General features: G+C 63.1%; 16 protein-coding genes and 2 pseudogenes. 11 read left to right on the top strand and 7 right to left on the bottom strand.

Annotation, left to right across the window (positions count from 1 at the left end; translation table 11 throughout):
* Positions 1-350 precede the first annotated feature (350 nt).
* Both IPM89_05330 and IPM89_05325 read right to left on the bottom strand, forming a co-directional pair.
* Positions 351-2,408 (bottom strand): GTP-binding protein, encoded by a 2,058-nt coding sequence (locus tag IPM89_05330; GenBank protein QQS55233.1) that lies wholly within the window; start codon positions 2,406-2,408, stop codon positions 351-353.
* A 104-nt stretch (positions 2,409-2,512) separates the two neighbouring features.
* The gene (locus IPM89_05325) at positions 2,513-3,856 is read right to left on the bottom strand and encodes a DUF1015 domain-containing protein (protein QQS55232.1); all 1,344 of its coding nucleotides are present in this window, start codon (positions 3,854-3,856) and stop codon (positions 2,513-2,515) included.
* A 246-nt stretch (positions 3,857-4,102) separates the two neighbouring features.
* Between IPM89_05325 and IPM89_05320 the strand changes: the two genes are divergently transcribed.
* The 3 genes and pseudogenes from IPM89_05320 to IPM89_05310 all read left to right on the top strand — a co-directional run bounded on the left by IPM89_05320 (position 4,103) and on the right by IPM89_05310 (position 6,779).
* Positions 4,103-5,389 carry a hypothetical protein gene (locus tag IPM89_05320; GenBank protein QQS55231.1) on the top strand — a complete coding sequence of 429 codons (1,287 nt, stop codon included), beginning with the start codon at positions 4,103-4,105 and terminating at the stop codon, positions 5,387-5,389.
* Positions 5,390-5,442: 53 nt separating this feature from the next.
* Positions 5,443-5,757 (top strand): annotated as a pseudogene (locus tag IPM89_05315) (N-6 DNA methylase).
* 203 nt (positions 5,758-5,960) lie between these two features.
* Positions 5,961-6,779, top strand: a pseudogene (locus IPM89_05310) (Fic family protein).
* A 124-nt stretch (positions 6,780-6,903) separates the two neighbouring features.
* On the opposite strand, the gene IPM89_05305 reads toward IPM89_05310, so the two are convergent.
* Complete coding sequence (locus IPM89_05305; GenBank protein QQS55230.1) at positions 6,904-7,095, bottom strand: hypothetical protein; 192 nt, start codon at positions 7,093-7,095, stop codon at positions 6,904-6,906.
* Between the two features lie 38 nt (positions 7,096-7,133).
* On the bottom strand, positions 7,134-7,481 hold the full coding sequence (locus IPM89_05300) for a DUF1820 family protein (protein ID QQS55229.1): 348 nt from the start codon (positions 7,479-7,481) through the stop codon (positions 7,134-7,136).
* Between the two features lie 198 nt (positions 7,482-7,679).
* Between IPM89_05300 and IPM89_05295 the strand changes: the two genes are divergently transcribed.
* The 7 genes from IPM89_05295 to IPM89_05265 all read left to right on the top strand — a co-directional run bounded on the left by IPM89_05295 (position 7,680) and on the right by IPM89_05265 (position 14,428).
* Positions 7,680-9,542 carry an SWIM zinc finger domain-containing protein gene (locus tag IPM89_05295; protein QQS55228.1) on the top strand — a complete coding sequence of 621 codons (1,863 nt, stop codon included), beginning with the start codon at positions 7,680-7,682 and terminating at the stop codon, positions 9,540-9,542.
* Positions 9,543-9,783: 241 nt separating this feature from the next.
* Complete coding sequence (locus IPM89_05290) at positions 9,784-11,037, top strand: aspartate aminotransferase family protein (GenBank protein ID QQS55227.1); 1,254 nt, start codon at positions 9,784-9,786, stop codon at positions 11,035-11,037.
* The gene (locus tag IPM89_05285; GenBank protein QQS55226.1) at positions 11,024-11,179 is read left to right on the top strand and encodes a hypothetical protein; all 156 of its coding nucleotides are present in this window, start codon (positions 11,024-11,026) and stop codon (positions 11,177-11,179) included. The genes IPM89_05290 and IPM89_05285 overlap by 14 nt, the downstream gene beginning before the upstream one ends.
* 126 nt (positions 11,180-11,305) lie before the next feature.
* Positions 11,306-12,109 carry a transporter substrate-binding domain-containing protein gene (locus tag IPM89_05280; GenBank protein QQS55225.1) on the top strand — a complete coding sequence of 268 codons (804 nt, stop codon included), beginning with the start codon at positions 11,306-11,308 and terminating at the stop codon, positions 12,107-12,109.
* Positions 12,110-12,112: 3 nt separating this feature from the next.
* Complete coding sequence (locus IPM89_05275; GenBank protein ID QQS55224.1) at positions 12,113-13,075, top strand: amino acid ABC transporter permease; 963 nt, start codon at positions 12,113-12,115, stop codon at positions 13,073-13,075.
* Positions 13,068-13,802 carry an amino acid ABC transporter ATP-binding protein gene (locus IPM89_05270; GenBank protein QQS55223.1) on the top strand — a complete coding sequence of 245 codons (735 nt, stop codon included), beginning with the start codon at positions 13,068-13,070 and terminating at the stop codon, positions 13,800-13,802. Before IPM89_05275 ends, IPM89_05270 begins: the two co-directional genes overlap by 8 nt.
* A gap of 14 nt (positions 13,803-13,816) precedes the next feature.
* Positions 13,817-14,428: a DUF938 domain-containing protein gene (locus IPM89_05265; GenBank protein QQS55222.1), complete on the top strand. Its 612-nt coding sequence runs from the start codon at positions 13,817-13,819 to the stop codon at positions 14,426-14,428.
* 35 nt (positions 14,429-14,463) lie between these two features.
* Here the strand turns inward: IPM89_05265 and IPM89_05260 are convergent, their stop codons facing one another.
* Genes IPM89_05260 through nudC form a run of 3 tightly spaced genes read right to left on the bottom strand, consistent with a single transcriptional unit; the run spans position 14,464 to position 16,989 of the window.
* Positions 14,464-15,414 (bottom strand): adenylate/guanylate cyclase domain-containing protein, encoded by a 951-nt coding sequence (locus tag IPM89_05260; GenBank protein QQS55221.1) that lies wholly within the window; start codon positions 15,412-15,414, stop codon positions 14,464-14,466.
* A gap of 33 nt (positions 15,415-15,447) precedes the next feature.
* Positions 15,448-16,134 carry a hypothetical protein gene (locus tag IPM89_05255; protein ID QQS55220.1) on the bottom strand — a complete coding sequence of 229 codons (687 nt, stop codon included), beginning with the start codon at positions 16,132-16,134 and terminating at the stop codon, positions 15,448-15,450.
* Between the two features lie 27 nt (positions 16,135-16,161).
* Positions 16,162-16,989 carry an NAD(+) diphosphatase gene (gene nudC / locus IPM89_05250; protein QQS55219.1) on the bottom strand — a complete coding sequence of 276 codons (828 nt, stop codon included), beginning with the start codon at positions 16,987-16,989 and terminating at the stop codon, positions 16,162-16,164.
* Between the two features lie 281 nt (positions 16,990-17,270).
* Between nudC and IPM89_05245 the strand changes: the two genes are divergently transcribed.
* Positions 17,271-19,556, top strand: a complete 2,286-nt coding sequence (locus IPM89_05245; protein ID QQS55218.1) for an NADP-dependent malic enzyme — start codon at positions 17,271-17,273, stop codon at positions 19,554-19,556.
* Positions 19,557-19,639: the final 83 nt, after the last annotated feature.

Raw genomic sequence — 19,639 nt, 5'->3', positions numbered from 1 at the left:
GAACGGCTACCACCAGGACTGCCCAGGCCGCCGGACCCAAGAGCGCCCAGGCCGCCCGGCCCACCATCGAAAGAGTCTTGGCGATTCGCGCCGTCGCGCTCGGCGACTTCAGGCCCATTGGGGCCGTGCAATCCGCCAGCAGCGTTGGGGCACCGCCGGACTTTATCCACACCCCGGACACGTCCCGGGGAAAATTCAATTTAGGAACGGAGGTCCTCTTCGACGGCCTGCCGCATGTCATCATCGGGCAGCTCGCGGTCAGATAGCGTTCTACCGGAACACTCACCCTCAACCCCTCTCCCACAGGGAGATGGGAGTGACGGCGGGACCTGTTGCCACGCCAGGCCGGCTCAACCAATGTCGAAACGGTCAAAGCGCATGGTGAACTGACCTCGGCCGTGGGTCATGCCGCGCAGATCGGTGATGTAACCGAGCAGCCGGTCCAGGGCGCAATCGCAGTGGATCGCCGTCACTTCGCCCAGGCTGGTGGTATCCCGGATCACCGCCCGGCGGGACTGCAAATCGCCCAGCACCGCGCCGACGTCGCTTTCGGGCACCACCACCTCGGTGGCCATGATCGGCCGCAAGATCAGCCCACCGGCCCGGGCAAGCGCCTTGCGGGTCGCTTCCGCCACCGCCACCCGCAATGCCTGCGGGCTGGACAGGGCACCGAACAGCTCCACGTCCAGCACTCGGACCGCCAGATCCTGTAAGGGCGCGCCGGTGCTTGGGCCGTTGGCCAGCACGTCCTCGACGGCGCCGGCGATGGCTTCGCGCTGGGCTGGATTCAAGTCAATGCCTTCCGGTCGCGGGCGCGGTTCGGCGCCGACGGTGGCGCCGGCCCCACGCGGCAGCGGCTCCACCGCCACGCGCGCCCACGCCTTCATTTCCAGCTTCTTGCCATCGGGCTGCTCGATCACCCGATGAAACAGGTGGTCGGCCTCGGCCGCCTGGGCGACCGTCTCGCGCAGCACCACATCGGGATTGCCGACCCGGATATTGACGTGAAACTCCCGCCGCAGCCGCTCACCGGCGATCTGCAAGTGCAACTCGCCCATACCGCGCAGCACGCGCTGGCCGGTCTCCTTATCTTCCTCGACCCGCAGGGTCGGATCTTCCTGCTGCAACTTGTCCAGCGCCTCCAGCAGCTTCCCTTCGTCGGCACTGGACTGGGGCTCGATCGCCAGCCCCAGCACCGGCTCGCGGGTCTCGATACGCTCCAACCATAGCGGATGGTCCGGCGCGCACAGGGTATCGCCGGTGGTCGCCCAGCGCAGCCCGGCCAGCAGCACGATCTGCCCGGCGCTCACCTGATCCAGCCGCGCCTTGTGGTTGGCGTCCACCTCGAACAGCCGCGCCACCCGTTCCTGCCGTGTCGCACCGTCCGGTCCGGGAATCGTCACCTCGTCGCCGGCCTTCAGCGTGCCTCGATACAGTCGGGCGAACACATGGCGGCGGCCTTCCCACATCTGCACCTTGAACACCAGCGCCGCCAGCGGACCGGCCGGGTCCATCGCCACCCACTCCTCGCCGTCATCGGCGCGGCGCGCCAGGCTCGGCGGACGCTCGGGCGGGGCCGGCAGCAGGCGCACCACGCCATCCAGCAACGGTTGCACGCCCTGATTGCGCAGGGCACTACCGGCGAAACAGGGGCAAACCTTGCCGGCCAGCGTGGCCTGGCGCAGCGCCGCCCACACCGCCGCCGGTTCCGGTTCCTGATCGGTCAGCACTTGTTCGGCCAGTGCTTCGTCCATCTCCGCCGCCGCCAGCAGCAGACTTTCCCGCCAGGGTTGCGCCCAGGCCCAGGTTGCCGGGTCGCAGGCTTCGACCTGTAACTGTTCGCCGCGCTCGCCGCTGAAGCGCAGTCGGGTGCGGTCGATCAGGTGGACAACCGTGCCGTCGTAATCGGGCAGCGGCACCGTCACCGCCACCGATTCCACGCCCAGACGCTCCCGCACCGTCGCCAGGGCGCGGCTGAAGTCGGCGCCGGGCCGGTCCAGCTTGTTGATGAAGAACAGAGCCGGCAAAAGAAAGCGGGTGCGCTGGCGCCAGACGGTTTCGGTCTGCGGCTCTACCCCACGCACCCCGTCCAGGACGATCACGCAGCCGTCCAGCACCCGCATCGAGCGCTCGACTTCGATGGTAAAATCCACATGACCCGGTGTATCGATCAACTGGATCAGGTGATCCCGCCAGGGCAGCCGGGTCACGGCGGCGGTGATGGTGATGCCGTGCTCCTGCTCCTCGATCATGTAATCCATGTGGGCCGCGCCTTCGTGAACCTCGCCGATCTTATGGGAGGCGCCGGCGTAGTACAGCATCCGCTCGGTCAGCGTGGTCTTGCCGGCGTCCACATGTGCGGCGATGCCGATATTGCGAACCCAATTCAAGTCCGGGGCCTTGGACATTTCAAACTCCTCGTCAACCAGGCGTCAGCCTATTCAGCTTATGAAACAGGGTGCGGAGCGCAGGTCTTCGTCTCCGTCCGTCCCCTGCCCCTGTCCTTGATCCATCAGGGCACGATCCGGCGGCACTCCAGATAAAAACGCTTCTCGTCGGCATCACCCATCGAGAAGGTTTTACGCGGCAGGGCGCCGTCGCGGATGATGGTGCGGAAAAAGTCGTCCTTGGCCAACGCCGGCAGAGAGAAGCCGATATTGCCGGGCCGGGCGCCGAGTTGCTCCAGGGTGTCCTCACCATGGATGTAATCCAGCCGGGCGCCGGTCTGGTCCGCCAGATAACCATCCAGGAACGCTTGCAAGGTGGCAACCGGCAGGGTCAGGCGTGGCTGCTCGATCACCAGCACGCCGCAACGTCCCTCCGCCACAAAGCCGATCACCTGCCGGCCGGGCTGTTGCATCTCCGCCCAGCGCTGGCGCGCCGCCACCCAGGTCGGGCTTTCGATCCGCGTCAGCGCCGAGCCTTGCGTCTGGCAAAACGCCGCCAGCGCCGCCAGCAGATGCTCGACATCCACCGCAAACGCCACCCGATGGATCGCCTCGAACTCCAGAGCTTCGTCGTGCAGGTTGACCAGTTCGACCAGGGCGTGGCGGGCGGGATGGTTCATGATCGCCGCCGGGTCGGGCGCGGCGCGCTTGAGGTTCTCCCAGATCCGCTTGGCGGTGGCGAAGGAGTGGTTGCCGTCGCCCATGGCGTACAGCAGAACCGGCTCGTCGGTCACGCCGTAACGCTCGGCGAACAACGTCGGATCGGCCAGCCGCGCCAGCTGCTCGACCACCCACTGCACCAACAGTGGATGCCCCAACCGCCAGCCGCGCACCCGACCACCGTTCAGCATCAGTGGAACGTCGTACAGAGGTTCCAGCGGTTCGGAGAACAGCGATTCGATCACCAGATGCCGTGGATCATCGATCAGCACCATGACGTGCGGCAGTTCCAGCGGCGCGTGCTCGCGCACTCGTACCCGCGGTGGCAAACGCTCCAGGATAGTGCCCTCGGTCGGGCGAATCAGGGTCTTGGCGCCGGGATTGAAGTCGTAATGCTCCAAATCCAGGGCCACGATCAGTCCCCGGCGGGTCCGACCGCGCGCCGTCTCCCGCTCCACCAACACCAGACCCGGCGGTTGTGGCGCCAACACACCCTCGGCCAGATAGCGACGCATGGCCTCCTGAATGGCTTGAATCCGCGCGGCCTCGTCGGCGGCGCCGAGATAAACCTCCGGCAGGATCAGCCGCAACGTGGAGGGCGCCTCGCCGACCAGCGCCTCGGCCCTTGCCCAGTAATCCGGCTGCGAAGTGTATTGGTCGCAAGCGACCACCGCCCAGCGGGTGAGGTCCGTCTCCGACCGGGGTAGCAGGAGAGTCGGAATCTGTAGAGCGATCTGCGCGAAATTCATGGATGGCCTCTTTTCATTGGTGGCGGCGGCGACCCCGGCCAGCGCGCCGGCAGCACCTTCGCAAGCTTAACAAATGACCTGAATCGAACAAACCATCCTCATGTCGTTCAGCAAGCTTACTGGCCGCAGCGTATCATTTAACCATTGAGCCATGGCCGCCGCGCCACCCACAACCCGCCACCCGCAACCCGCAACCCGCAACCCGCAACCCGCAAGGTACCCGTCATGCGCAAGCTGATGAAAATCATGGCTGCCCTTCTCATCGTCCTGATCCTGATCGCTGGCGGTGTGGGAGGTTACCTGTGGTACAACACCAAACAGCAAGTTGATCAATTCGTGATGATGGCCAAGCCGTTCGCCGAAATCAGTTACGGTGGCATCGCAGTCTCGCCGGCTGGATCGCTGGGGGTCACGCGGCTACGGATCGCGCCCAACATGGTGAACGACGTGATCACCATCGGCGCCATTCGGATGCACGCTCCCAACATTCTGGCCCTGCTGAAAACCCGTTGGCAGTTGAGCCAAGGAGAACTACCCAGCGCGCTGTCGCTCTCCGTGCGCGAATTCGAGCTTCCCTTGCACGGCGGCATTCTCGGCGCGTCGTCGCCGCCTTCCCGGCAGAGCGGCCCGCTCGAGGATCTGGATGCGCTGGGGTGCGGGCAGGTCGCCCATCTCAGCGGTACCGAGTGGCAGGAGATGGGTTACGATCATTTTATCGGCAACGTTGAAATCGGTTACCGCCTCGATGCCGCTCGCAACGTATTGGAAGTTCGGGTAGACAGCAACACTCGGGATTGGGCGACGATGAACATGGACATCGGCTTCTCCACCCCCGGTTCCGTGCGATCCATCATGGAATTGGCCGCCCAGACCAAACCCAAGCTGGCCAGCTTGAACGTCACGATCCAGGACGACGGTTTCAACCAGCGTAGAAACAATTACTGCGCCGCCAAGGCCGGCAAAACCATTGACGACTACCTCGCCAACCATGTGCGCTTGCTGGTCGAACGCCTGGGCGCCAACGGCATCAATCCGGGTCCGGGACTGGTTGCGGCGTACCGGCGCTTTCTGTCCGAAGGCGGACGGATCACCCTCACCGCCACGCCTCCCGCGCCCATCGACCCCACCGAGCTTCAGCATTACAGCGCCGAAGACGCCATTAAACTGCTGGGTCTGAAAATGCAGGTCAACGACGAAGCGGTGACCGACTTGTCCGCAAGTTGGGACAGCGCCAAGGTAGCCCGCGCCCTGGGCGCCGAACCGAAACCGGAACAATCGGTGGAAAAAGTCACGCCGGCCCCCTCCGAACAGGTCGTCATGATCCGAAAAAGCTACCACCCGACTCCAGTCGGCGAACTCGGTCAATACGTCGGCAAAATCGCCAAGCTGAAAATCGCCACCGGCGCCACCTTCAGAGGGCAGTTGGAAACGGTCGCGGAAGGGATCGTCAAGATCAAGATTCGCAAATCCGGTGGCAACGTGACCTTGTCCCTGCGAAGCAATGAGATCGACTCGGCGCAGGTGCTTTACTGAACGCGGTTCATCGTTCCAATCCGCGCCCGCCAATGACGGCGGGCGAATTACTCATGGTCGATCCCCAGGAAGGCGAGATCGTTTGCGACCCGGCCAGCGGTTCAGGCGGTTTTCTGATCCGGGTGTTCAAGATCGTGCGCGAAAAGATCCTCGCCGACGCCGACCGCGAATACAACGCTTTCAAGGCCGAAGTTGAGAAGGACAAGTCGCTCACCGAGGAGCAGCGGGCCAAGAATCTCCAGGACAAATTCAACGAGGTACAGGCGCTCATCGACCAGAAGCGCGATGGCTCTCGTCTGTGGAAACTCTCCAATCGCTGCATCTACGGCACCGACGCCAACGACCGCATGGCCCGCACCAGCAAAATGAGATAGCCGCACCTGCTTCATGAACGACGGGGAAAGCCCGGTGCTGATTTTCGAACAGCGCGGCAGTGAGCGCGATATCGTGCATGACGACTACTATCAGCTTCTGCTTGAAGAGGCCAGACGACGAACACCAAACGAAAAACCACGCCATCCCCGGAAGGGCAGCGTCAGTTGGAAACGCTCCGCCAGGCCGTCGGCAAGACATTACCGCGATTCTGGACGGCAAGCGGGTCATCGCCCCGCCCCGCGAGGTGCAGGAGGTGAAAAATGCCCTGGCCGCCTACGACCGGTTCGACACCTGGAATCCCGAGGCGGAAAAAGACCTGCTGGAGGCGCATCGGATTCTGATGTCCGGCCTGATCGACGAGGCGGGACTGTATCGGCACGGCGGCGTGGGGGTGATGGCAGGGCAGCAGGTAATCCACATAGCGCCACCCGCCGACCGCGTACCGACCCTGATGGCCGATCTCTTCGGTTGGCTGACGGCCACCGACGCCCATCCTTTGATTACCAGCTCGGTCTTTCACTACGAATTCGAATTCATCCACCCCTTTGCCGACGGCAACGGCCGCATGGGGCGGCTGTGGCAGAGCCTGATTCTGGCCCGATGGAATCCTCTGTTCGCCGACATCCCGGTGGAAAGCCTGATCTTCGAGCACCAGGCCGAGTATTACCAAGCTATTCAGGAGAGCACCCGGCAGACCGACTCCGCGCCCTTCATCGCCTTCATGCTGCGGATGATCCTGGATACCATGACCACTTCGACCCCGGAAGTCACGCTGGAAGTTACCCCGGAAGTCAGACTGATCTCGGTCCTTACTGGCGAAATGACCCGTCAACAGCTCAAAGAGGGACTCGGGCTAAAAGACGATGAGCATTTCCGCAAGGCCTATCTGCTCCCCGCTTTGGATGTCGGTCTGATTGAAATGACCATCCCCGACAAGCCGCGCAGCAGCAAGCAGAAATACCGCCTGACCGACAAGGGCCGCCGCAAGCGACTGGCACAGCGTGACGGTGGATAAACTCGCGACATGAAAAGTCCGGCCTTCCATCGCTATATTGGAGGGTGGGTTCTCGGCGTGATGCTGGGAGTCCGCCACTCTGCCTAAAAACCCAGCGCGGGTCATCCCACCCCAACAGCCGAACTCACCCCCGCACCAACTGGGTCAACAGGATCACGAACAGCACCACCAGCGCCAGCGGGATCAGCACCGCCGGCCAGTCCTTCTTGGCGGTACGGCTGCGTTCGATGGACGCCTTGATACCTGGCCGGAACCATAAAATCACCAGCAACGCCGCGACTCCGCCCAACAGAATTTCCCACCATGCCGGTTCCATCGTCACCTCCCCTCGCCAAGCTGTTTTGAATCCGACTTTCAGTCCTTGCCGCGCCCGCCACCGGGCGGTATCACCGGCTGCGGGAACGGCATCACGTTGTCGCCGCCTTCCGTCGGACGAATCTTGCTGACCCCCTCCCGCTCCACTTCATCGATCCGCATCACCGCGTTAATCGGAATGAAGGTGCGTTTCACGTCGGCGAATTCGTTTTGCAGTTTTTCCTCGGCCGGGTTGACCAGTACGCTGGAGTGTTCGCCGAAGATCAGTTCCTCAACTTCGATGAAGCCGTACAGTTCGTCCTGGTGGATGTCACGGGCGTACAGCTCGTACAGCTTGCCGTGGTTGATGAACAGGATGCGGTAAATACTTTTGGTGATTTTGGACATGGGAATAGGGTTCGGCGGAGATGTGGGCAATCTAACCCCGTTTGCCACGGCGGGCAAATCCCCTCACGCTGTTAACCTTGTCATATCGACGATCATGATCGCGCCATCGGCCCGGATCGTCTCCGTTGCCGATCCCTCCAATCCATGACGCTAAACTATATGAAGGCTTGATATGTTCAGCGATTGAGGTCACTCCCGATGCCTACTCCCACTTTCGACACCGCCCAGTTATGCAACCATGCCACCGACCGTTCCATCGAGCGCGGCCGGGAATATGTCCAGGAAGGCGTAGTCGGGCCGCTGACGCGGCGCGGTGACGAACTGGAAGCCGATGTTCAGGGCAGCATGCCCCGTCCCTATCGAGTGTGGATTCAGTTCGAGGGAACCAGGATCGCCGACGCGGGCTGTACCTGCCCTTACGAGTACGAGGGCTGGTGCAAGCACATCGTCGCCGTGCTGCTGACCTGCGCCGCACAACCGGACGCGGTGGAAATCCGCCCACCTCTCGCTGAGACGCTGGCGACGCTGGACCGGGCGCAATTGCAGGCACTGTTGCTGAAACTGGCGGATCGCATCCCGCGCCTGAACGACATGATCGAAACCGCCCTGCCCTACATCACCCCGACGCCACCGGATGGTTCCACCGCGGCTTCCACCCAGCGCGCCGCGCCGGTTCTGGTGAACACTCGCGCGCTGCGGCAAAGCGTCCGCAATACCATACTCACCCACAGCGACTGGGACAGGAGTTATGACGAGGACGGTTACGGCGCGGTCGATGACATCGTCGAACTGGCGGAACAGGCCCAGACCGCGCTGGAGGCCGGAGACGGCCGCGCCGCACTGGCGATTCTGGAAGCCATCACCGATGAATTCAGCAAGCACTGGGAAATGCTGCACGAAATCGGCGAGGACACCAGCGTCTTCTTCGACGGCACTCAAGCGCTGTGGAGCGAGGCGCTGCTCGATCCCGACCTGAGCGCCGAGGAACGCCGGCACTGGGCCGACCGGCTGGGGGACTGGGTGGACGACTTCGATGAATCCGTCGCCGACACTCTGGAACTCCTGCAAACCGTGGTCCGGCAAGGCTGGGACGACCCCACGCTGAGCCGTATTCTGCAAGGGGAAACGGTTCCCGGCGGTCTGTGGGGCGACGATCCGCCGCCCTACGCTCAGCGGACGCAAATTGCCCGGGCGCGGCTGCGGATTCTGGAGCGGACCGGCCAACACGAAGCTTATCTGAATCTAGCCCAGGCCGAGCATCGTTATGATGAATATGCCCTCAAGTTGCTGCGGCTGGATCGGGTTGAAAACGCCGTGCGCACCGGAATGGAACAGCCGCTTTCCGACCAGGGGATGCTGGAACTCGTCAAGGCATTGTACGAACGCGGTGAGATCGAAGCGGCGTTCCAGGTTGCCGAGCATGGCCTGCGCCCGCCAGACTCGACGGCACCGCATGACCCGGAACCGGTGGAACTCATGGAACACAGGTGGGAATTCGGCCGGTACGACGCGCACCCTCAAGCCGAACTGGCGATCTGGCTGCGCGACCGGATCGCCGCGCATGGACAAAACGAACGGGCGCTGGCGGCGGGTCTGATCGCGTTTCGGATCGTGCCCAGCCTGGACGCCTACCAGCGGGTGCAAACGCTGGCCGGCGCCGGATGGCCGGAGCAACAGCCGAAACTGCTGGATTTTCTGCGCGACAAGGCTCAAATCGCCACCGAAACCAAGGTTGACGTTTTCCTGCACGAGAACCTGATCGACGATGCTATCGCGGTGGTCGAGCATCACTACGTCTTGCCCCGAACCCTGGCGCGGGTCATGGATGCCGCCATCCCGTCGCGGCCGGAATGGGTGATCGCCCAAGCCCGCCAGCAGGCGGAACCGATCATGGACGGCGCCAAGTCGGCCCACTACGAAGATGCGGCCCAGTGGCTGCGCAAAGTCAAACAGGCCCACGAAGCGTGTGGCCAGAAAGTTGAATGGCGCGCTTACCGCGATGCCCTGCGCGAGAAGCATCAGCGTAAATACAGGCTAATGCCGCTGCTGAATGCGCTGTGAGGCGCAACTGGCGCGGATACCGTCCCATAATCCGGGGCTTGCGGAGCCGGATTCAAGGTATGCTATAGCGCTCCTGTCCGACGAGTGGACTCGTGGACTCAGCGTTTCGAACCACCCCGGCGCTGCGCGCCACCCCTCCTTGTCCAAGGAGGGGAGATTCCACAACCGGGATGGGAGCGCTATATGCACCGACAAGCATCGACAAGCATTCACGCCCAACCTCGATTCAGGATCGCCCCCGATGAGCCAGTCTCCAGTCACCCGCGATGTGTTCGACGACGTCATGGTCCCCAACTACGCCCCGGCGGCGATCATTCCGGTGCGCGGCGAGGGCTCCCGCCTGTGGGATCAGGATGGACGGGAATACATCGACTTCGCCGGCGGCATCGCCGTCAACGTGCTGGGCCACGCCCACCCGAAGCTGGTCGCGGCGCTGACCGAACAATCCCGCAAGCTCTGGCACGTCAGCAACGTGCTGACCAACGAACCGGCGCTCAAGCTGGCCCGTCGGCTGTGCGAGCTGACCTTCGCCCAGCGGGTGTTCTTCGCCAACTCCGGCGCCGAGGCCAACGAAGCGGCGCTCAAGCTGGCCCGCAAATACGCCGCCGACCATTTCGGCCCCGACAAACGCGAAATCATCGCTTTCGGCCAATCGTTCCACGGTCGCACTTTATTCACCGTGACCGTCGGCGGCCAGCCCAAGTACACCGAGGGCTTCGAACCGCTGCCGCCAGCCATCACCCATGTGCCGTTCAACGACCTGGCCGCCTTCACCGCGGCGATTTCCGACCGCAGCTGCGCGGTGATTCTGGAGCCGGTGCAGGGCGAAGGCGGCGTGACCGGCGCCACGCCGGAATTCCTGCGCGGGGTGCGCGAACTGTGCGACCGCCACCAGGCGCTGTTGATCTTCGATGAGGTGCAATGCGGCAACAGCCGTTCCGGCCACCTCTACGCCTACATGGGCTACGGCGTGACGCCCGATATTCTGACCACCGCCAAGGGACTGGGCGGCGGCTTCCCGATCAGCGCCATGCTGACCACCGCGCCGATCGCCACCAGCCTCAACGTCGGCAGCCACGGCACCACCTACGGCGGCAATCCGCTGGGCTGCGCGGTGGCCGGCGCGGTGCTGGATCTGATCAGCGACCCCGAACTGCTGGCCGGCGTGCGCCGTAAGCACGCCGCGTTCATGGCCGGGCTGCGCCGCATCAACGACCGGTTCGGTGTCTTTCGCGAGCTGCGCGGCAAGGGCCTGCTGCTCGGTTGCGAGCTGAGCGATGCCTGGCGGGGGCGCAGTCGTGATTTCATCAAGGCCGCGATGGATCAGGGTCTGCTGGTGCTGGTGGCCGGACCGGACGTGATCCGGCTGGCGCCCTCGCTGATCATCCCCGACGAACTGATCGAGGAAGGACTGCGTCGCTTCGAACGGGCCATCGCTCAATTGCTCCAGCAAACCGCCCTCGCGGGCGAGGAGTCGGCTCATGCGGCGCGATAAGGCGGAACCGGTGCAGGTCGAGTGCCCGAAGTGCCGTTACACCGAGATCATTTACATCCCGATCGAAGAAATGCCGCGTTGCCCCAAATGCGGCATCCGCATGGTGATCAGGGAATTGCTCGACGAGGGAAAATCCACCTGAACGCTGGCCGACCGCCATATTACAGTGGGATGAATTTTGTATATCATGACCGATACTCGGCCATGGGTTTTGCCAGCCGTGCCTAACAATAACCATCCAAAAAACCATCCAAGGAGTCACGATCCCATGAAAAAATTCCTGGTTGCGCTCGGTGTCAGCCTCGGCCTGCTGCTTGCTCTGGCCAATGCTCCCGCCCGGGCCGACGTGCTTAACGAAATCAAGGAGCGCGGCGAGCTGAAAGTCTGTCTGGAACCGGCCTACATGCCCTTCGAAATCACCGACAAACGCGGTCGGATCGTCGGCTTCGATCCCGATCTGGCGGCGCTGATGGCCGAGGCGCTGGGCGTCAAACTGGTGCTGAGCAGCACCGCCTGGGACGGCATCATCCCCGCGCTGATCACCAGCAAATGCGACCTCATCATGAGCGGGATGACCATCACCAAGGCGCGTGCCGAAACCATCGATTTCTCGGCGCCCTACATGGTGATCGGCCAGACCGTGCTGCTGCGCAAGGATCTGGAAAGCAAGGTCAAGTCCTATAAGGATCTGAACAAACCCAAGTACAAAATCGCCTCCAAACTTGGCACTACCGGCGAAATCGCCGCCAAGAAATACCTGCCCAAAGCCACCTACCTGTCCTTCGAGACCGAGGCGGAAGGCGTCATGGAAGTGGTCAACGGCAAGGCCGACGCCTTCATCTACGACTCGCCCTACAACGCGGTCGCCATCGGCCAGCGCGGCGAGGGCAAGCTGGTCTTCCTGGACCAGCCCTTCACCGACGAGCCGCTCGGCTGGGGCGTGCGCAAAGGCAACCCCGAATTCATCAAATGGCTCAACGGTTTTCTCGCCAAGGTCAAGCAGGACGGCGCCTACGACAAGCTGTACCAGAAGTGGTTTAAGAGCACCGACTGGCTGAAAGACGTGCAGTAAGCCGTGGCACTCAAACATCGCCCCGCCGCCTGGCCCTGGTATCTGCTGCTCGCCACCATCCTGATCGGCTTGGTGGCGGGTCTGTGGGTGGCCACCAAGCGCGTTCACTATGAGTGGCGCTGGGAACGGGTACCGCAGTATTTCGCCTACCGGGCCGAGCTTCCCCAGGAATCGCCGGTCGCCGGCCGGGTCAGCGCCATCCAGACCGACGGTGCGCTGAGTCGGGTCGTCGTCACGCCCACCGACGGCGGCGCTCCGGTTGTCCTGCCGGTGGAAACCGTGCAGGTGGCGGTCGGCGAGGTCATCGACCGGGAAGACAGCGTCGGCGACAACCATGAATGGCGGATCGGCCCGCTGACCCGAGGCTTGTGGGTCACCATCTGGATTTCCTTCGTGTCCGGACTGGTCGGGCTGCTGATCGGCCTGATCACCGGCCTGTGCCGCATTTCCGACAACCCTGTCCTGCGCGGGCTGGCGGTGCTCTACATCGAACTGATTCGTGGCACGCCGCTGCTGGTGCAGATCTTCATCTTCTACTTCTTCATCGGCACGGTGTTGAACCTGGATCGCATGGTCGCCGGCATCGGGGCGCTGGCACTGTTCGTCGGCGCCTACATCGCCGAAATCATCCGCGCCGGCATTCAATCCATTCCCAAGGGCCAAACCGAAGCAGCGCGCTCGCTGGGGATGAGCGCCTTCCAGAACATGACCTACATCGTGCTGCCACAGGCTTTCAAACGGGTGCTGCCGCCACTGGCCGGACAGTTCATCAGCCTGATCAAGGATTCTTCGCTGGTATCGGTCATCGCCATCACCGACCTGACCAAGAGCGGGCGGGAGATCATCACCGCCAGCTTCGCCACTTTCGAAATCTGGTTCACGGTCGCCCTGCTCTACCTGGTGGTCACCTCGGTGCTGTCGCAACTGCTCTTCTGGCTGGAACGGAGGTTCGCCCGCAGTGATTGAAGTCAAAAATCTGCTCAAAGTGTTCGAGGGGCGCGGCCAGACGGTGCGAGCGGTGGACGATGTCAGCACCGCGATCGCCAAGGGCGAGGTGGTGGTGATCATCGGCCCGTCCGGGTCGGGCAAATCCACTTTGCTCCGCTGCCTGAACGGCCTGGAAGAATTCGACGACGGACAGGTCGTGATCGACGGCATCGACATCGCCGGCAGCAAAACCAACCTCAACGCCGTGCGCCGCGAGGTGGGGATGGTGTTCCAGCATTTCAACCTGTTCCCGCACAAGACCGTGCTGGAGAACGTCACCCTGGCACAGCGGGTGGTGCGCAAGCGCAGAGCTGGCGAGGCCAATGAAAGAGCCATGGCGCTGCTGACCAAGGTCGGTATCGCCGAGAAGGCCAACGAGTATCCTTCACGGCTATCCGGCGGCCAGCAGCAGCGGGTGGCCATCGCCCGCGCCCTGGCCATGGACCCCAAGGTGATGCTGTTCGACGAACCGACCAGCGCGCTGGACCCGGAAATGGTCGGCGAGGTGCTGGACGTGATGAAGCAGTTGGCCCGCGAAGGGATGACCATGGCGGTGGTGACCCATGAAATGGGTTTCGCCCGCGAGGTGGCCCAGCGGGTGCTGTTCATGGACGTCGGCCGCATTCTGGAAGACGCGCCGCCGGCGCAATTTTTCACCGCGCCACAAGAACCTCGGGCACAGGCGTTCCTGAAGCAGGTGCTCTAATACCGAAAAGTGCCATGAGCCTTTACGCTAAACCTTATTCCGAAGCCTGCGAACAGAACAAGGAGCCGATTCTGGCGGTGCTTCGCGAGATTTTTTCCGAGCCGGGCCTGATTCTGGAAATCGGCGCCGGCACCGGGCAACACGCCGTTCACTTTGCACGGGAATTGCCGCACCTGGACTGGCAAGCGACCGATCAGGCCGACTACCTGCCCGGCATTGGGCTGTGGATCGCCGAAGCGGGTCTGCCGAACCTGCGCCAACCCCTGGAATTGGACACCTGCCGCACACCGTGGCCAGTCACTCAAGCGGCGGGCGCATTTTCCGCCAACACCACCCACATCATGAATTGGCCCGCGGTGGCCGGCTTGTTCCAGGGGATCGGCCGGGTACTGCAACCCGGCGGAGCGTTCTGTCTGTACGGGCCGTTCAATTACAACGGTCGCTACACCAGCGCCAGCAACGCCGCGTTCGACCAAATGCTCAAACACCGCGATCCGGCCAGCGGGATTCGTGACTTCAGCGATCTCGACCGACTCGCGCGGGATCACGGCCTACGGTTTCGGCAAGATTATTCGATGCCGGTCAACAATCGCACTCTGGTCTGGACACGCCACATTGAGTCATAGCCTATCCCCTTCAACATAGCGGCGAACATGTCGCATCACCCATGTACGCACTGATAGTGAATCAGATCGGGATTGTCGTCGGCGACCGCCTGCCCCAGACAAATCACCCCACAGTCGTGCAAGGCGAACTCCTCGCGCCGCACGAAAAAGCGCGCGCCGTTTTCCAGCAGTAGATAGGTGCCGTTGGTGCTGTGCTCCACCAGAATGAACTTGCCCTGCCGGAACTCGATATCGGCGTGGCTGCGGGACACCAGTTCCCGGTCCACCACCAGATTGTTGCGCTCGCCGCGACCCATGGTGAAGGTTTGCGAGCCGGGCACCACCTCAATGGTCCGTTCGCGATAGTCCAGTACCAGTCGGGCGAACAGCAGGCCACGAAGCTCCTCCTGGCCACCGCTGGCCATCTGGGTCAGGCTGCTGGAGTCGTGCCAGATGATCTCGACGATGTCCATCTCGTCCTGCTTGCCCCGCACCCACGACCGTCCGAGATCGCGCGTCATCTGGGCCAAATCGGTCGGCAGGCACGCCACGGTTTCCCGAGTGGTGATGATCTGATCGGCCTTGGCCAGGGCAACCATCCGGGCGGCGACGTTCACCGCATCGCCGAACAGGTCGCCTTTTTCGACCAGGACCGGCCCGTAATGCAGACCGATCTTGACGGCGATGTTCAACTCGGCCAGATCCTTATCCTCCTTGAGCACCCGGTGCATCTCGCAGGCGGCGCGCACCGCCTGTTGCGCGCTCGCAAACCGGCTCATGATTTCATCGCCGATGGTTTTGATCACCACGCCGTCATGCGCGACGGTGCCCGCGGTCAGCACCTCCAGCACCCGCGTTTCGATCTGCCGTGCCCGCCAGTCACCATGCTTTTCGAACAATCGGGTGCTGCCGCAGATATCGGCGAACAGGATCGCCGCCGCCACTTGTCGCTGGGATGCCGCCCGATCCTCCAGCGTCGCTCTCAGGTTGCCTAATTTCAGTTTCATGCCCCGCACCCCCGGAAAATGCCGACGCTGGTTTCAGCCGTAACCGCGCGCGCGCAAGTTTTCAATGACCCGGCGGATATTGTCACGCGCGATTTGCTCGTAACGCCGCTGGAAAAATTCGGTCAGGAAGAAAGTCGGCCGGTTTTGCAGGGACCGCAGAAAGCGCAACTGGCCTGGACAATAGGTCTCGTCGCCGATCTCCGCGCATTCGGCGCGAATCCGGCGGCCATCCCGTTCGAATGCCTCCCACGGCAACCCAAAGCTGGAAAGGTCGATATCGACGACGAAGCGCTCGTCCCGCCGGATGGGCGGATCGCGATGGGTGGTGGCCATGATCAAATCGTCCACCCGTTGCAGGAAGGCGGCATCCGCATGCCCCTCCGACCACTGCCGGAACAGGTCGGCGCTGCGCCGTTCGTTATCCACCGCGCCCGACCGGTAAATCGCATCGTGGAACCACAACGACATCTCGACGGCGTCGGGGTCGTCCATCAACGCCGCCGCCCGGTCGAATTCACCCAGGCAATGCCGGATATGATCCAAGGTATGATAGCGGCGATGCGGCTCCCCGTAGAGTTCGAGCAGCCGGGCATGAACCGTTTCCGCCAACGCGCGGCCGCCGCTCAGACACCGCTGCCACAAAGCCGCAAAACGGGCCTGCTCTCGCATCGGATCGTTGTCCGCCGGCGCGGCGGCGGTTTTGCTGGATCGCTCGAACATCGCGGGCCTCCAAGAGTCGCTTGCGCCCTACCCGGCGCGCGTCACAAAGTCTTCGACCAGTCGCCACGCCATGCTCATCGGGCTGGGCAAGCCCGGCAGATTATCCGGCGCAAACCAGCGGGCCTCCAGGATTTCCCGCCCGTCGGCCCGCGGCTCGCCTTCGGCATGGTCGGCGGTGAAGGCCATCATAAAGGAATGCGGAAACGGCCAGGATTGACTGGCGAAATAGCGCAGGTTCCTGACCCGAATGCCCACCTCTTCCGCCACCTCCCGGTGGAGGGCCTGCTCCAGCGTCTCGCCGGCTTCGACAAAACCCGCCAACACGCTGTATACCCCCGGCAGGAAGCGCGGCGCGCGAGCCAGCAGGATCTCGCGTCCCCGACTGACGCGCACCATCACCACCGGCGACAACCGCGGATAGGCGGCCAGCCCACAAGCCGCGCAGCATCGGGCGCGTTCGTCGTCACGCCGCTGGGTGGCCGTGCCGCAACGACCGCAATATTGGTGCGTGCGGTCCCATTCGATCAACTGTAGGGCGTGACCGGCCACCCCCAACAGGGTCTCGTCCAGCCGCGACCACAAACCGCGCAAGCCTTCGAACGCCATCCCCGGCGGCGGGGACACCTCCGCCACCTCGACGGCATGGCAGGGCCGGCCGCGCAGCGTTCCCAGATACAAGCGGCGCAGCACCGGCCAACCCGCAAACGGCCAGTCCACCGCCATCGGCAGCTCGGCCTCGGCTCCGTCGGATCGCACCAGCAGTTCGCTGCCTCCGAACACAAACCACCAGCCGGCTTCTCTGGCAACCGGCGAGCGAACCAGACCGGGTTCGAAATCGTCGGGCAACACCAGCATCGGCGGATCTCCTCTTCAAGCGATTTTCAGACGATCTGCTCGGCCAGCAAGAACCAGTCGATCAGACTTCACTCAAATCATACCGCACCGTGCCAGCGCTTGCGTTGGATTGGCCGACGGTGGGCCGACAACCACCAAGCCACCGGCCAGAAATTTTGGATCAATCAGCTCAACCGCTTTACTAGGCACGAAAATTGCTAGAATGCATCCCGCTCTCTGCCTTTCCAGAGAATCCGGAACCTCGCCTCACCATCACCTCACCAGGAATCGCTCGAACCCCCATGGCTGATAATTTCGACGAACGCGCCCTGCGCTACCATCGCATGGCTCCCTACGGCAAGATCGAAGTCACCCCGACCAAGCCGCTCGCCAACCAGATCGATCTGGCGCTGGCCTACTCCCCCGGCGTCGCCGCCGCCTGCGCGGTGATTGTCGAAGATCCCCGCGAGGTGTCCACCGTCACCGCTCGTGGCAATCTGGTGGCGGTCATCACCAACGGCACCGCCGTGCTGGGCTTGGGCGACATCGGCCCGCTGGCGGCCAAACCGGTGATGGAAGGCAAAGGCGTGCTGTTCAAGAAGTTCGCCGGCGTCGATGTATTCGATCTCGAAATCAACGAACGCGACCCCGACAAACTGGTCGAGATCATCGCCAGCCTGGAACCGAGTTTTGGCGGCATCAACCTGGAAGACATCAAGGCCCCGGAATGCTTCCAGATCGAGCGCCGGTTGCGCGAGCGGATGAAAATTCCGGTGTTCCACGACGACCAGCACGGCACCGCCATCATCACCGCCGCCGCCGTGCTCAACGCGCTGTCGCTGGTGGGCAAGCATATCGCCGAGGTCAGGGTGGTCACTTCCGGCGCCGGCGCGGCCGGCATCGCCTGCCTCGATTTGCTGCTTGGTTTGGGCCTGCGGCGGGAAAACGTCATCGTCTGCGACAGCCGGGGCGTGATCTATCAGGGACGCGGCCCTCTCGACGCGGAGAAAGCCGCCTATGCCGCCGATACTCCGACGCGCACCCTGGGCGAGGCGATCGTCGGCGCGGATATTTTCCTGGGGCTATCCAAGGCCGGGGTGCTCACCGGGGATATGGTGAAAACCATGGCCAATCAGCCGCTGATTCTGGCACTGGCCAATCCCGTTCCCGAAATCATGCCGGAGGAAGCCAAAGCCGCGCGGCCCGACGCCATTATCGCCACCGGCCGTTCCGACTATCCCAACCAGGTCAACAACGTCCTCTGCTTCCCCTATATTTTCCGGGGCGCGCTGGACGTAGGCGCCACCACGATCAATCAGGAGATGCAACTGGCCTGCGTCCGCGCCCTGGCGGAACTGGCGCGCGAACCGCACTCCCAGGAGGAAACCGCCGCCTACGGCGATCAGCCAATCACCTTCGGACCGGAATACCTGATTCCCAAGCCGTTCGAGCCGCGCCTGCTGCTGACCTTGCCGCTGGCGGTCGCCAAGGCGGCGATGGACAGCGGTGTCGCCACTCGCCCGATCGAGGATTTTAGCGCCTACCACACCCAACTCAGCCAGCGCGTCTACCGTACCGGCCTGATCATGCGCCCGGTGTTCGATCGCGCCAAGACCAATCTCAAGCGAGTGATTTATGCCCAGGCCGAAGAAGAACGGATGCTGTGGGCGGTGCAAGGGGTCATCGACGACGGTCTGGCCAAACCCATTCTGATCGGGCGGCGCGGGCGCATCGAACAACGCATCGCCGAACTGGGTCTGCGCATCCGCCCCGATCAGGATTTTGAGATCATCGATCCCCAGAACAATCCTTACTACGAGGAATGCTGGCAGGAATACCACCAGCTACGTGGGCGTTATGGGGTCGATCCCAACAAAGCCCGGGTTCGGGTCAACACGCGCGCCACGGTGATCGGGGCACTGATGCTGCGCCTCGGCTACGGCGACGCCCTGTTGTGCGGATTGATCGGCGGCTTTCCCGATCATGTGGAATACGTGCTGGATATCGTTGGTTTGCGCAAAGGCGTCAAGACCCCGGCGGCCATGAACATGTTGATTACTTCGCACGGACCGCTGTTCTTCTGCGACACCGACATCAACACCGACCCAACGGCCGAGGAAATCGCCGACATTACCTTGTTGGCGGCGGAGGCGGTCGGCTGCTTCCTGCCGCCGAAAATCGCCCTGCTGTCCCACTCCAGCTTTGGTTCACACAAGTCGTCGCGGCAGGCGCGCAAGATGGCGGAAGCGTTGCGGATCATCCGCCAACGCGCGCCCGACCTGGAGGTCGACGGCGAGATGCGTAGCGATGCCGCCTTGTCCGAGGCATTGCGCAGTCGGGTATTTCTGCATTCACGGCTGAAAGGCGCGGCCAACCTGTTGATCATGCCCAATGCCGATGCCGCCAACATCTCTCACAATCTGCTCAAGGAACTGACCAACAGCGTCCCGGTGGGACCGATCATGCTCGGTCTGGCTAAGCCGGCGCATATTCTGACCCGCTCGGCGACCGCGCGGCGGATCATCAACATGACCGCCATTGCCGCGGTCGATGCGCAGGAATATCTGCTTCACCGGCAGCCGGTCTGATCTAAAACAGGGCCATCTCAATTCGGGACTTTCGCTCGGCCTGTCGTTCCGTCAAGCGACAAGGCGGCGAAAGTCCTGATGGC

It is taken from the genome of Candidatus Competibacteraceae bacterium, from assembly GCA_016699715.1.
In the GTDB taxonomy this organism is placed as follows: Bacteria; Pseudomonadota; Gammaproteobacteria; order Competibacterales; family Competibacteraceae; genus Competibacter.
Note: the sequence above shows the minus strand (reverse complement) of the source record. Positions and strands in the feature narration are given on the sequence as shown.